Origin of the sequence: Acinetobacter sp. YH12112 (assembly GCF_013418945.1) — a bacterium.
Classification (GTDB): Bacteria; Pseudomonadota; Gammaproteobacteria; order Pseudomonadales; family Moraxellaceae; genus Acinetobacter; species Acinetobacter indicus.
Map to the genome: position 1 here is coordinate 1 of NZ_VPBA01000025.1, position 13191 is coordinate 13191.

The window sequence follows — 13191 nt, forward strand, 5'->3', positions numbered from 1 at the left end:
GCGGTCTACTTATCGCGTTAGCTGCGCCACTAAAGCCTCAAAGGCCCCAACGGCTAGTAGACATCGTTTACGGCATGGACTACCAGGGTATCTAATCCTGTTTGCTCCCCATGCTTTCGCACCTCAGCGTCAGTATTAGGCCAGATGGCTGCCTTCGCCATCGGTATTCCTCCAGATCTCTACGCATTTCACCGCTACACCTGGAATTCTACCATCCTCTCCCATACTCTAGCCTCCCAGTATCGAATGCAATTCCCAAGTTAAGCTCGGGGATTTCACATCCGACTTAAAAAGCCGCCTACGCGCGCTTTACGCCCAGTAAATCCGATTAACGCTCGCACCCTCTGTATTACCGCGGCTGCTGGCACAGAGTTAGCCGGTGCTTATTCTGTGGGTAACGTCCACTAGCTCTAGGTATTAACCAGAGTAGCCTCCTCCCCACTTAAAGTGCTTTACAACCAAAAGGCCTTCTTCACACACGCGGCATGGCTGGATCAGGGTTCCCCCCATTGTCCAATATTCCCCACTGCTGCCTCCCGTAGGAGTCTGGGCCGTGTCTCAGTCCCAGTGTGGCGGATCATCCTCTCAGACCCGCTACAGATCGTCGCCTTGGTAGGCCTTTACCCCACCAACTAGCTAATCCGACTTAGGCTCATCTATTAGCGCAAGGCCCGAAGGTCCCCTGCTTTCTCCCGTAGGACGTATGCGGTATTAGCGTCCCTTTCGGAACGTTGTCCCCCACTAATAGGCAGATTCCTAAGCATTACTCACCCGTCCGCCGCTAAGTTCCAGTAGCAAGCTACCTTCTCTCCGCTCGACTTGCATGTGTTAAGCCTGCCGCCAGCGTTCAATCTGAGCCATGATCAAACTCTTCAGTTAAAATCATTTCGAGTTTTATAAGTAAAACTCTTAAACTTGGCTCATCAATTTTCTGACTTAAATTTCGCTCAAATAAACTTCGAGTAATTTAAACCAATCAATTAATGAAAATATATTCGATTAATCAACCAGTAAAAATCCACACAAGTTGTTCTTCATAATCTCTTAATGATCTTTCTAACACCTCGTCAGTGCCAGAAGCTGGACTCAAAACACTCGACAACTCAGCGATCCGCCTCGTTCATCACCGTGTATCTCGTCGGTATGGGGTGCATTATAGGACAATTTCTTACACACGCAAGTGCTTTTAGCATCTTGTTTTATCGAGTGTTTCTTTTTTATGCACCAATATGGAGCATTTTTACCCGATCTTTGAAATAAACTTCTAATTTTAAAGCAGAAATATTTAATTTATATTTCTGCTTTTTATTTTCGTTAATTTTTTGCCGTTGCCGGTTTTATCTTCACACTCAGGATTTTCACCGGTTGAGCCGGAACATTCTGGTGCACACCAACATTGCGGGTCGGTACTTTGGCAATTTTATCGACCACATCCATCCCCTTGGTAACACGGCCAAACACAGCATAGCCAGCATTACGTGGACTTTTATTCAGGAAGTCGTTATCGACCAGATTAATAAAAAACTGGCTTTTGGCTGAATCAGGATGATTGGTTCGTGCCATCGCCAAAGTACCACGCTGATTGCTCAGGCCATTATAGGATTCATTTCTGACCGGTGGACGGGTATTTGGACGTTCCACCATGGCTGCATCCATACCGCCGCCCTGAATCATAAAGCCCGGAATGACGCGATGGAAAATAGTACCGGTATAAAAACTGCTGCTGACATATTTTTCAAAATTGGCTGCTGACAACGGCGCTTTGTCGTTAAACAGTTCAATTTCAATATTGCCCATGGAAGTTTTCATTTCAATCATTGAATTGGCAGCCCATGCAGAGGCACTAAAGGCAAGGCTGGCGGCCATAAGAACGCTACGTTTTAACATTTCTTTACGAATCCGTGGTTTGATGTTTTGCTTCACTTATATTAATTGTTCAGTATGAAGAAAACATTAGCTGTTCCTTTCAAATCCTGAGAATAAGATGAATAACAATATCCAGAACCAGATTTTTGCGCATCCGCCTTGGCGCTTACACGGCGATGCTTTTATTTTGAATTATTGGCTGAATCCTTTTTTCCTGAAAACAGCCAAACGTTTTCGGCTGGCTCCGTCTCCTTTAGGACGCATGGTCAATGTAATGCTGATCCGTTATCAGGATTCGCCAGTGGGTCCGTATGATGAACTGTTAATTATGGATCATCCTTTATTGTATAAGCATCGCTTGTCGACCATCCCCAAGATTTATGTCTCGACTCAGGCCTCTTTAGTGCATGGCCAGCAGTTATGGGGCATTCCGAAAGAGCTGGCCGAATTTGAATGGCTGGAAAAAGAAGGTCGCACCTATTGTATTGTGCGTCATCAGCAGCAAGAGATGTCAATTTGTCTGGAGCGGCCGAAAAACAGCACCTCGTTTTATATCAATAGTCACCATATTCCGGCTTCATTCTTATCCATTCAGCAGGCCTGGCAAGGCCAGCGCTACCAGTTTAGTCCGAAATTTCGCGGCCGTTTATCTAAACTCAAAACGGTGGAATGGCAAAATACCCAGGATATTTTTCCTGATTTTTCCCAGGCCCGACTATTACAAAGTTTTTATGTGCCGGAGTTTGATCTGTTATTCCCCGAAGCGCAGATTAAAACCAAAACCGCTGTTCCACGTGAAACCAGAAAAAATCTGAGTCGGCCTTTTTAAGTTACCCCTTTTAAAAGAAGCGTGGTCGATCCCAAAATTTTCTGAAATTCTTGCCCAGCTCGAGCGTGAGTTTTTTAGCACGGCGCGAAACCGGGGTTAAATTAATAAAACCATGGGTCTGGTCGGTATATTCCTTATATTGGACTTTGACCCCTTGCTGACGCAGCTTGTGCGCATAAATTTCCGCTTCATCGTGCAGCACATCATGCCCGGCCGTCACAATAAAGGTCGGCGGCAGTTTTCTTAAATTGCCGTAGGTTGGTGAAATCAGGGCATCATCCAGTGCCATATTGTGCTGTAACGCATAATACTCGGTGACGAAATCAATATCCTGCTCAGTCAGCACCAGACCATCTTTATAGGCAAAGAACGACGGATGACGGCTTTTAAAATCCACCACTGGATAAATCAGTAACTGGGCATGCGGTGCATAGGTGGTATTTTTACTACGCTGTGACACCACGGTAGCAATATTGGCACCAGCACTGTCACCCGCCACGGCAATACGGTTTTTCAGAATATTAAATTGACGGCGATGCTGATACACCCAAGCCAAAGCATCTTCACAGCACTGAATCAGCTGTGTCGGTGAAACCTCGGGGGTCAGTGGATAATCGACACTGACCACCTGCGCCTGAGCGGCATGCGCCAATAGCCGGCAAACTTCATCATGGGTATCGAGATTGCCCACCACAAAACCACCACCATGATAAAACACAATCAACGGCAGTTTTTTATGCGGTGCAGGATGATAATAACGGGCTGAAATGGTGCCACTTTGCAGGCTTAAACGTAAATCTTCGACCCGTTTGACATAGGTCGGCTGTTTACGGATCGCCTTCATCTGAGTATCAAAAGCCTGACGCGATTGCGCCGGATTTTTGCCAATAAAACCGATACGCCCCTGCTTGATTTGGGCCGCCATCATGCATTTAATGAGGGGATCAAGTTGCGGATACTGATAAGGATAGCCCAAGGCACGCGCCAGCGATTCCTGCGCCACACACGGTAAATGATCGAGTGTTCGCACCACCGTACCCTGACTGTTATCAATGATTTTTTGCAGTTTCTGTTGATACGCACTCATCTATCATCTTCCTTTTTTATTCATTCTTCACATTTTCTACATGATCAGCAGTTTAGTGACTATTTCGTTATAGAAGTCCAGTCATCGGCCTACATATTCAGAATTTATATACGCTAATCTTATTTCTATAAGGTGTCATTGACAATTTTGATGATACAGAGGGATTGATTTTGCTAATCCGGATAGAAAAAGGACGCTCACCATGTCTAGAAAACTCCTCTTGGTTTCCTGCGCGACCGTATTTTTAGCGGTCGGTTGTGTCGCGTTCCCTGAAGATGGTCACTACAATGGCCGCTATGATCATCGTTATGACCGGGATTACGACCGTAACTATGATTATCGCCGCATGACAGAACGTCAGCGTTGGGAATATGAACAACGTCAGAAACGCTTACAACAGCAACACCAACGCGAAGCGCAGTGGGATCGACAAAAACGTGAACTGGAACGTAAACGTGCCGAACAAAGCCGTCAGCAGTTACAACGGGAACGCGAACGACGCGCCGAACTGAACCGTAAACGCCAGCAAGTCGAACGCAAACAGCAAGAGCAGCGTAAAAAACGGGTCGAAGAACAGCGTAAACGGATGGAAGAATATCGCAAACGGCAACGTGACCGTCGTGATTAATCCTGTATTTGACAGTGTGCGATGTACAGTTTAAAAACCCGAAAACCTGGCTTTCGGGTTTTTATTTTTACAAGGTGCTTTGATTGAAAGCGCTGTGATAGAAAAATAACGACCTTCCATAATAATAGTGAAAATAGCTGGCCTTCCCTGGCCATTTTTTGAATATTCCTATTTAGAAATTAAATCTTCCTCCCTGATTTAAATGATGGTCCTGTTTCATTTGAAATAGACAGCGTTGAATTTAGGGCTGCGGCTGTGCCTCAACTGCCGGTGCTTCCGACCCTGCTGGTGCAGCAATGGCCGGGGCAGTAACTTCTGCGGCTACGCCCACTTCAGCCCCCGCTTCTACCGGCATGGTAGTCACCTGTACCGTTTCAGGTTGCTCCGGATTTTGTGCCACTTCTGGCGCCTGTGCTGTTTCATGACTGCTACAGCCTACTACCGCCAGTCCAGCAAACAAGGCCACAGCCAATACACCCATTTTTTTCATCATTCGATCCTCATTTATTGAAAAATACAAAGTCCAACTTTGCGCTGGCTATACTTTCAAAATTTCGGTGCTGGCTCGGCAGATAAAAAGTTAAATTTTTATATCCACCGGTACGAGTTATGCAGTTTTTTATAAACGTGAAGATGCAGCTGTTTTTACAGCCAATGGAAGGAATCAGCAGGATTAATCTGCTGTTTTTATTATAGATTACAGCAATAAAAAAAGACGAAAGTGCAGAATTATTTTAGAGGGAGAAAACAGCGTGCTCTACACAACATACGGCTAGTTTTGCGAAAAGATAACAGTGTAAATGCGGTACTTTTAAATCTTTAGGGCAAAAAAAAGGCTTATCCAGAGGGCGGATAAGCCAGAAAACACATTTCAAGAAAATATCAAAAGAAACTACAGCGATAGAATCTGGGCGCAATCATACAAAGTTGACCTTGCCCTGTAAAATAGTATTTTTCACTCATTCTGATCGTTTTTATGTATAAAGAATAATCAACTTAAAAATTTTGTATAGACAACTCAACAGCATCTACAGAATTTATCCGGACTTAAAATTAAAATCATTTTCCCATAAATTGGGGTTTCAGCCTCGTAGTATCTTCCTGCACCCTCCCTGCTAAAAAGATCAAAAATTAAAAGAATGTATGTTTTTTCAGCAAATTTCTGCAGATTTAATGACTGGCACCGCTTGAATTTTTATCCCCTGCCCCGACTTCTTTAATAATTACGAAATTCATCACTCATGGCAGTTCAGAATGAACCAGTCAATACTGATGCCAGAAGGACTGTACATGTTTAAGAACCCATTTAAACGGAGTAAATCAATGGCAACCGAGCACAACCAAGACGCTCAAGATCTGCAACAAGAGCAAGTAGAACAAGATACTACCCAAACTCAAGCTGAAACCGAGCAGGCAGACGTTTCCGTTGAGTCTTTACAAGAACAGATTGCGCAGCTCGAAGGCGATTTAAAACTTGAAAAAGCGCGTACCGCCAATGCAGTGTATGAAGCGCAAAAGAGTGTCGAGCGTATTCAGCGTGAATCTGAAAAGCATAAAGAAGCAGTGCTGGAGAAATTTGCCAAAGAACTGCTCGATAGCGTAGATAACCTGGAACGTGCTATTGCCGCAGCTGGCGAAGAAAAAACCCCGCTGTCTGAAGGGGTGGAACTGACGCTGAAATCACTGCTGACGACTTTAGAGAAATTCGGCATTGTGGCGGTAGATACCGCGAACGGTTTCAATGCAGATTTACATCAGGCGGTGGGCATTGATCCAACAGCCAAAGCCAACGAAATTGGCAATGTACTGCAAAAAGGTTATAGCTTAAATGGCCGTTTATTGCGTCCTGCAATGGTTATGGTCGGCGCTTAAGCCTCATAAATTCGGGAGTTGGTGAAATTTTTTCATATTTTTAACTTGAAAAAAATTGAACGGCTCTCATATCGGATAACAAGTGTAAAGCACAATAAAATTTTTGAGGAAACATCCAAATGGCTAAAATCATTGGTATTGACTTAGGTACAACCAACTCATGTGTTGCGGTACTTGAAGGCGATAAAGTTAAAGTAATTGAAAACGCTGAAGGCGCGCGTACAACTCCATCTATTATTGCGTATAAAGATGGCGAAATCCTGGTCGGTCAGTCTGCGAAACGTCAAGCAGTAACTAACCCGAAAAACACATTGTTCGCAATCAAACGTCTGATCGGTCGTCGTTATGAAGACCAAGCGGTACAAAAAGATATCGGTCTGGTGCCATACAAAATCATCAAAGCAGACAATGGTGATGCTTGGGTTGAAGTTAACGACAAAAAATTAGCACCACAGCAAATCTCTGCAGAAGTTCTGAAAAAAATGAAGAAAACTGCGGAAGATTACCTCGGTGAAACTGTTACTGAAGCAGTTGTAACCGTTCCTGCATACTTCAACGATGCACAGCGTCAAGCGACTAAAGATGCCGGTAAAATTGCTGGTTTAGACGTTAAACGTATCATCAACGAACCTACTGCTGCGGCGTTAGCGTTCGGTATGGACAAGAAAGAAGGCGACCGTAAAGTTGCAGTCTATGACTTGGGTGGTGGTACTTTCGACGTATCCATCATTGAAATTGCGGATCTTGATGGCGACCAGCAAATCGAAGTATTGTCGACTAACGGTGATACCTTCTTAGGTGGTGAAGACTTCGATAACGCATTGATCGATTACCTGGTTGAAGAGTTCAAGAAAGAACAAAATGTCAACCTGAAAAATGATCCACTGGCGTTACAACGTTTGAAAGAAGCGGCTGAAAAAGCAAAAATCGAGCTTTCTTCTTCAAATGCAACTGAAATCAACCTGCCATACATCACAGCTGATGCGACTGGTCCTAAACACTTGGTGATCAACGTAACACGTGCGAAATTAGAAGGTTTGGTTGCAGACCTGGTTGCGCGTACCATCGAACCTTGCCGTATTGCACTGAAAGATGCGGGTCTTTCAACATCTGACATCTCTGACGTGATTTTGGTGGGTGGTCAGTCTCGTATGCCACTTGTACAACAAAAAGTACAAGAATTCTTTGGTAAAGAGCCACGTAAAGACGTGAACCCGGATGAAGCTGTGGCAATGGGTGCGGCAATTCAAGGTGCGGTATTGTCTGGTGACAAGAACGACGTTCTTTTACTTGACGTAACACCGCTTACACTTGGTATTGAAACAATGGGTGGCGTGTTAACTCCAATCATCGAGAAAAACACCACAATCCCTGCGAAAAAATCACAAGTGTTCTCTACAGCGGCAGATAACCAACCTGCAGTAGACATTTCGGTTTACCAAGGTGAACGTAAAATGGCTCAACAAAACAAATTGTTGGGTAACTTCCAGTTGGGTGATATCCCACCTGCACCACGTGGTGTGCCACAAATTGAAGTATCGTTCGACATCAACGCGGATGGTATCTTGAAAGTGTCTGCGAAAGACAAGAGCACGGGTAAAGAGCAATCGATCCAGATTAAAGCAAACTCAGGTTTGTCTGATGCTGAAATCGAAGCGATGATCAAAGACGCTGAAGCGAATGCTGAAGAAGACCGTAAGTTTGAAGAACTGGCAAAAGCACGTAACGAAGCAGATGCCCTGGTTTCTTCTGCTCAAAAAGCAGTAAAAGATCTTGGCGAACAAGTGACTGCTGATGAAAAAACTGCGGTAGAAACAGCAGTTTCAGAACTTGAAGCAGCAACCAAAGAAAATGACGTTGACGCGATCAAAGCGAAAACTGAAGCACTGCAAAACATCATCATGCCAATTACGCAACGTGCATATGAAGCAGCTCAAGGCCAAGGCGCTGCGCAAGGTTTTGACCCGAATGCCTTCGGTGGTGATGCTGGCCAACAGCAAAAAGCGGACGATGGCGTTGTAGATGCTGAGTTCACTGAAGTGAAAGATGACAAAAAATAATTTGTCACTTTAAACAAAAAGACCGCGCGTAAGCGCGGTTTTTTTATATCTGCTTGAAAGCAAAAAAGACTTGTTTCATCTCTGCGGCTTTTTTAAGCTAGTTAGACACCCCATCTGGCCTACTCTGCTTTTGATCCTTTTCTCCTGCTATATAAAGGAAAGAAAATCGATCACACAGATGCGGATGTGCAGTTAATTGCCCCCTCTCTACAGGAAACCCAATCTGCGTGATGCGTCCCTTAATCCTGATTGTGTTACTGCTGTTTGCCGCCATGCTGTGGTATCAGAACCAGCAACATCCGCAGCTGCAGCACAACAGCCTGCTGACCCGGATTCAGGCACCTTTGGATACCCGGCTGCGTTACCGGATTGCCGAAGTGGACCCGCGCTTTGGTTTAAGTCATGCCGAGGTAGTGCAACTGGCCCAACAGGCCACACAAATCTGGACAGAGGGTACTGGTCAGGACTATTTTGTCTATGATCCACAAGCGCGACTGGCAATCCGCCTGATTTATGATGAACGCCAACATGAATCGGAACAGCGTCGCCTGCAGATGGGCCAGATTGAGCAACAGCAGCAGCACTGGGAACGCCAGCAGGCCCAAGTGCAGGCAGTCAAACAGCAGATTCAGCAACTGAACCAGCAGCTGGCTTTTAAAAATGCCCAGTTACAGCAACAGCTGAATGCCTATAACCAGCAGGTGCAGCAGCTGAACCAGCAAGGCGGTGCATCAGCCATACAGCGCAGCTCTTTAAACCTGCAGCGTCAGCAACTCGAACAGCAAACCGCCAGTTTACAGGCTGAAATTCAACAGTTTAATGTGCGTATTGCAGGCTTGAACCAACAGATCGATGCCCTCAACCAGCTAAATCAGTCAATTGATGGTTCGGTGCAGCAATTTAACCAGCGCTTTCAGCCGCGTTTATTTGATAAAGGCAGTTTTGATGGCAAAACTATTCTCATCTATGAGTTTCAGTCAGCCGCCGACCTGCGTTTAACCTTGGCACATGAATTCGGTCACGCCTTGGGCTTGGGGCATACCCATGATCCACATGCCCTGATGCATCCTCTCATGCAAGAGCAAAATCTGGATCATTTTCAACTAACTGCCGCCGATTTGGCGCTTTTACAGCAGCGTTAAATACATTTGATGCTTTTCATTACAAGTTAATCTAGAAAACCGGGGCTTTATCGCCAACAGCACTGCCCTCTCTGGCTATTTCATGTTATTGTGAAAGCCGCAATTTCAACAGGAATGTTTGTGGAGATTAATGTGAGTTACTACCATATTTTGATTGAAGTAAATGACCACATCAGCACGATTGAACAAACGCGTGATATTGAACTGTTTGATATCGTCGATATTCAGCCGTATCTCTACTCTATTCTATTGCCATATTTTAATGAGCAGATGATTGAACTCGAAGAAGAAAATGTCGAGTTTGAAGATATCCTGCATTTAGAAATTAAACAGACCCTGTTGCCGGTTAATCACCTGATTGAAGAAGAACAAAAACTGCTGCCAAGCGACACCGATGTCACCATTACGGCCTATGAGGTGTTTAATAACCGTGATTTGAGTCAGGATGTAACCACGGTGATTTTTGATATTTTAGAAGCCGTGAAGATTGATACTTCAGATATTGAATAAACATCCGGGCGCCATAAGGCGCCCTTTTTTATTGCTTATTTATTGCAGCATCATCAGTTTGGCATTTTCATTACGAAAAGCGCGTAACACCTGCTGTCCGGCACGCCCGGTTGGACTTAAGCCCAAGCGGATCTGTTCCTGACGAATGGCCTGACGGGTTTTATCACCAATCAGGCCATCTACCGCACCAATATCATGGCCGCGATTTAATAAAAACTGCTGGATTTCACGACGTTCTGCGCGTGAAGTGCCCGGATCATCGGTAGGCCATGCCGTCACAAACGGGCCTTTGCCCTGTAAACGGTCGGATAAATGCGCAATGGCCAAGGCATAACTTTCCGCGGCGTTATAACTGTAAATGGCATCAAAGTTTTTAAACACCAAGAAAGCCGGGCCATTGCCGCCTGCCGGTGTCAGCAAACCGGCCTGACTGCTGCCTGAAAGATTGCCCTGAATCAAGGCACTGCCATCGGCTCGTACTAGCCCACGATTGACCCAGCTGCTTAAGGATTTTTTATTGCGGCGCCCTTCTCCACTGACTGACATGCCTGCGGGCAATTTCACTTCAAAGCCCCACGGCTGTCCGCTTTGCCAGCCACGTTTTTTCAGGAAATTGGCGGTTGATGCCAAGGCATCAGTGGTGCTTGAGACCAGATCACGGCGGCCATCACCATCAAAATCCACTGCCAGTTCTTCATAGGTCGATGGCATAAACTGGGTATGACCAAATGCCCCAGCCCATGAGCCTCTGAGCTGATCTTCACGCACATCACCGCGTTGTAAAATACGCATCGCGGCAAAGAATTCGCCGCGGAAATAACTCTGACGACGGCCTTCGCAGCTTAAAGTACCTAAGGCCTGCAATAACGGATAACGGCCAGAAATATCGCCAAAATTACTTTCCACACCCCACACCGCGACCACGGTTTCTGGCGGTACCCCATAAGCTGCTGCAACCCGGTTCAGCACTTCACGGTGCTCGGCCAGTTTTTGCTGGCCCAGTTGTACGCGTTCTTCATCGACCAGACCAGACAGATAATCCCAGATTGGCGTCGAAAATTCCGGCTGATAATTCAGGCGTTCAATCACGGAATAATCTGGCGTTAAATTTTGGGTGTAACGATCATAAGTACTGCCACTGACGCCCTTGGCCATGGCCTGGCCGCGCAAATTGGCCAGACAGACCTGGAAATTATTTTGAGGCTGGATGGTACTTGGCACCGGCGCCGTAGTGGTGACCGGCTGACCATTAATAATCAGTTCTGCATGTAGCTGAGATGCAGCCAATGCCAAAGATCCGAAAACAAAAGCAAAGCGATGCATACTATCCCTTATGTCATTTGAATTTAAAACTGGTTTTACCATAACAGCTGAGCCATAAAATGACAGGGTAAAAACGTAAATTTAAATTTATTTTGCTTCATTTTAAATTCATATTTCAGTTTTGAATTTAAAAAATTTTATCCACAGATCTAATCTTGAGTATTTTTAAATTCAAATCTAGGTTTTCTTATTTTTTAAATTTAAATTCATTCTTTTAAATTCATTTTTTCAGACTTCAACCAGTAAAGTTATCCACACTTGCAAAACAGCGCTGGTTTTAAATTTAAATCATCATTTTCAAATTTATTTCAGGAAAACTTATCCACAAAACCCATCCACCGGACCGTAAATCTGTACTTTTTAAATTTAAATTGCAGTTTTTGAATTTATTTCGCAGGTTTTAAATTCAAATTTTAAATTTAAAACTACAAACAGATTTGAATTCATAATTTTGAATTTAAAGTTCAGCGGATATTTTAAATTCAAACTGCATATTCAGATTTAAATTTAAAATAAAATCTGTGTTTGAATTCATTTTTAATTTTTTCAGATGCTCTGTATTTATGTTTGTTTTTTAGCCATTTATAGTTATAAAAGATCTGGACTGAAGCAATCAAGCCTGTTGTTGAACCAGCCGACCAATGGCGGCTGGCGAAAAAAGAGCGCAATCTTGCCCGAATTTCTGGCATAAAAAAAGCGGCCCGCTGAGGGACCGCTGTTTTCATAAACGAATCTGCAGTTAAATGCTCATATCTTCACTCAAGGCCAGCGGATTTGGCAGAATTTTCGCCAGCTGACGGCACAGTGACGTCAGTTCACGGCTGTCGTTTGGCATTAAGGTAATATGCCCAATTTTACGACCTTCGCGTTCGGTTTTATTGTACAAATGCAGATGTGCACCATTTAACGCCAACACATCTTCCGACTTTGGATGCTGACCAATAATATTCACCATCACTGTCGGGCGTACCACCTCAGTCGAACCGAGCGGCAAACCAGCCACTGCACGGACATGGTTTTCAAACTGTGAACAGACCGCACCTTCAATCGACCAGTGCCCTGAATTATGCACGCGTGGCGCCATTTCATTGGCATACAGGCCTTTTTCAGTCACAAACAGCTCCAGTGTCAACACACCAACATAGTTCAGATGATTCAGCAGGCGCGTGATGTAGTCTTGCGCCACCGGTTGCAAGTCAGTGCTGTTCGGTGCCGGTACAATCGAGTGCGATAAAATCCCGTGATGGTGATGGTTTTCAGCCAATGGCCAGGTTTTGACATCGCCATCTTGGCCACGTACCGCAATAATCGATACTTCACGCGAGAAGGTGACAAAACTTTCTGCAATCAGTGAGCCGGCAGGGCCAAGTTCTGCCCAGGCCTGATCAATCTGATCGGCGCTACGCAGCACAAACTGGCCTTTACCATCATAACCGCCAGTCGCGGTTTTCAGTACAATCGGCAGACCTAATTCAGCCACCGCCGCCTGTAAACTGTCCAGCGAATCAACCGCCTTATACGGCGCCACCGGAATCTGCAGCGCATCAAATAAGGCTTTTTCCTGCAGACGGTTTTGCGCAATCGCCAGTGCCTGACGCGGCGGATGCAACGCTTTACTTTGGGTCAAGACATCGACATCAGCCAGCGGGGTATTTTCAAATTCCAGGCTAAATACATCTGCACTCTGGATAAAATCCTGCAAACCGTGTTCAGCTGCGCTTGAATAGACCGTACCTAAAGCTGCAGAAGGGCAATCTGCACTGGCTTCAAAGAAAGTACATTGAATATTGAGTGGTAACGCGGCTTGCGCCATCATACGACCAAGCTGCCCACCACCAAAAATACCAATGGTTTTATTCATAAGGAATGTCCCG

General features: G+C 45.0%; 12 protein-coding genes and 1 rRNA gene. 6 read left to right on the forward strand and 7 right to left on the reverse strand.

What is annotated here, in order from left to right:
* Both FTU50_RS10155 and FTU50_RS10160 read right to left on the reverse strand, forming a co-directional pair.
* Nucleotides 1-879, reverse strand: a 16S ribosomal RNA gene (locus FTU50_RS10155); the annotation flags it as partial.
* 435 nt (nt 880-1314) lie between these two features.
* The gene (locus tag FTU50_RS10160) at nt 1315-1887 is read right to left on the reverse strand and encodes a peptidylprolyl isomerase (protein WP_005181044.1); all 573 of its coding nucleotides are present in this window, start codon (nt 1885-1887) and stop codon (nt 1315-1317) included.
* Between the two features lie 97 nt (nt 1888-1984).
* Here FTU50_RS10160 and FTU50_RS10165 point away from each other — a divergent pair, with 97 nt between their 5' ends.
* Nucleotides 1985-2695, forward strand: coding sequence for an acetoacetate decarboxylase family protein (locus FTU50_RS10165; RefSeq protein ID WP_160255809.1), 711 nt, complete (start codon nt 1985-1987; stop codon nt 2693-2695).
* Between the two features lie 10 nt (nt 2696-2705).
* Here the strand turns inward: FTU50_RS10165 and FTU50_RS10170 are convergent, their stop codons facing one another.
* Complete coding sequence (locus FTU50_RS10170; protein ID WP_127801899.1) at nt 2706-3782, reverse strand: alpha/beta hydrolase; 1077 nt, start codon at nt 3780-3782, stop codon at nt 2706-2708.
* Nucleotides 3783-3984: 202 nt separating this feature from the next.
* On the opposite strand from FTU50_RS10170, the gene FTU50_RS10175 reads away from it, so the two are divergent.
* Complete coding sequence (locus tag FTU50_RS10175; protein WP_127801898.1) at nt 3985-4410, forward strand: hypothetical protein; 426 nt, start codon at nt 3985-3987, stop codon at nt 4408-4410.
* 241 nt (nt 4411-4651) lie between these two features.
* On the opposite strand, the gene FTU50_RS10180 is transcribed toward FTU50_RS10175, so the two are convergent.
* The gene (locus FTU50_RS10180) at nt 4652-4900 is read right to left on the reverse strand and encodes a hypothetical protein (RefSeq protein ID WP_180055057.1); all 249 of its coding nucleotides are present in this window, start codon (nt 4898-4900) and stop codon (nt 4652-4654) included.
* Nucleotides 4901-5733: 833 nt separating this feature from the next.
* Here FTU50_RS10180 and grpE point away from each other — a divergent pair.
* From grpE to FTU50_RS10200, 4 genes are all read left to right on the forward strand, one after another.
* Entirely contained in the window at nt 5734-6282 is a 549-nt protein-coding gene (gene grpE, locus FTU50_RS10185) for a nucleotide exchange factor GrpE (protein WP_005181051.1), read from the forward strand.
* Between the two features lie 119 nt (nt 6283-6401).
* Nucleotides 6402-8342, forward strand: coding sequence for a molecular chaperone DnaK (dnaK, locus tag FTU50_RS10190; RefSeq protein WP_168369891.1), 1941 nt, complete (start codon nt 6402-6404; stop codon nt 8340-8342).
* Nucleotides 8343-8572: 230 nt separating this feature from the next.
* The gene (locus FTU50_RS10195) at nt 8573-9484 is read left to right on the forward strand and encodes a matrixin family metalloprotease (protein WP_180069748.1); all 912 of its coding nucleotides are present in this window, start codon (nt 8573-8575) and stop codon (nt 9482-9484) included.
* Between the two features lie 120 nt (nt 9485-9604).
* Nucleotides 9605-9994 (forward strand): hypothetical protein, encoded by a 390-nt coding sequence (locus tag FTU50_RS10200; protein WP_162182855.1) that lies wholly within the window; start codon nt 9605-9607, stop codon nt 9992-9994.
* Between the two features lie 39 nt (nt 9995-10033).
* Here FTU50_RS10200 and FTU50_RS10205 read toward each other — a convergent pair whose 3' ends face one another.
* From FTU50_RS10205 to FTU50_RS10215, 3 genes are all read right to left on the reverse strand, one after another.
* Complete coding sequence (locus FTU50_RS10205; protein ID WP_075168300.1) at nt 10034-11317, reverse strand: lytic murein transglycosylase; 1284 nt, start codon at nt 11315-11317, stop codon at nt 10034-10036.
* Between the two features lie 482 nt (nt 11318-11799).
* Nucleotides 11800-12042 (reverse strand): hypothetical protein, encoded by a 243-nt coding sequence (locus FTU50_RS10210; RefSeq protein ID WP_104498503.1) that lies wholly within the window; start codon nt 12040-12042, stop codon nt 11800-11802.
* A 14-nt stretch (nt 12043-12056) separates the two neighbouring features.
* Complete coding sequence (locus FTU50_RS10215; protein WP_180069751.1) at nt 12057-13178, reverse strand: 5-(carboxyamino)imidazole ribonucleotide synthase; 1122 nt, start codon at nt 13176-13178, stop codon at nt 12057-12059.
* Nucleotides 13179-13191: the final 13 nt, after the last annotated feature.

Excerpts from the sequence above, each read along its gene's own strand:
- FTU50_RS10160 (WP_005181044.1), bottom strand. The coding sequence starts at position 1,887 with ATGTTAAAACGTAGCGTTCTTATGGCCGCCAGCCTTGCCTTTAGTGCC.
- FTU50_RS10165 (WP_160255809.1), top strand. The coding sequence starts at position 1,985 with ATGAATAACAATATCCAGAACCAGATTTTTGCGCATCCGCCTTGGCGC.
- FTU50_RS10170 (WP_127801899.1), bottom strand. The coding sequence starts at position 3,782 with ATGAGTGCGTATCAACAGAAACTGCAAAAAATCATTGATAACAGTCAG.
- FTU50_RS10175 (WP_127801898.1), top strand. The coding sequence starts at position 3,985 with ATGTCTAGAAAACTCCTCTTGGTTTCCTGCGCGACCGTATTTTTAGCG.
- FTU50_RS10180 (WP_180055057.1), bottom strand. The coding sequence starts at position 4,900 with ATGAAAAAAATGGGTGTATTGGCTGTGGCCTTGTTTGCTGGACTGGCG.
- grpE (WP_005181051.1), top strand. The coding sequence starts at position 5,734 with ATGGCAACCGAGCACAACCAAGACGCTCAAGATCTGCAACAAGAGCAA.
- dnaK (WP_168369891.1), top strand. The coding sequence starts at position 6,402 with ATGGCTAAAATCATTGGTATTGACTTAGGTACAACCAACTCATGTGTT.
- FTU50_RS10195 (WP_180069748.1), top strand. The coding sequence starts at position 8,573 with ATGCGTCCCTTAATCCTGATTGTGTTACTGCTGTTTGCCGCCATGCTG.
- FTU50_RS10205 (WP_075168300.1), bottom strand. The coding sequence starts at position 11,317 with ATGCATCGCTTTGCTTTTGTTTTCGGATCTTTGGCATTGGCTGCATCT.
- FTU50_RS10210 (WP_104498503.1), bottom strand. The coding sequence starts at position 12,042 with ATGAAAACAGCGGTCCCTCAGCGGGCCGCTTTTTTTATGCCAGAAATT.
- FTU50_RS10215 (WP_180069751.1), bottom strand. The coding sequence starts at position 13,178 with ATGAATAAAACCATTGGTATTTTTGGTGGTGGGCAGCTTGGTCGTATG.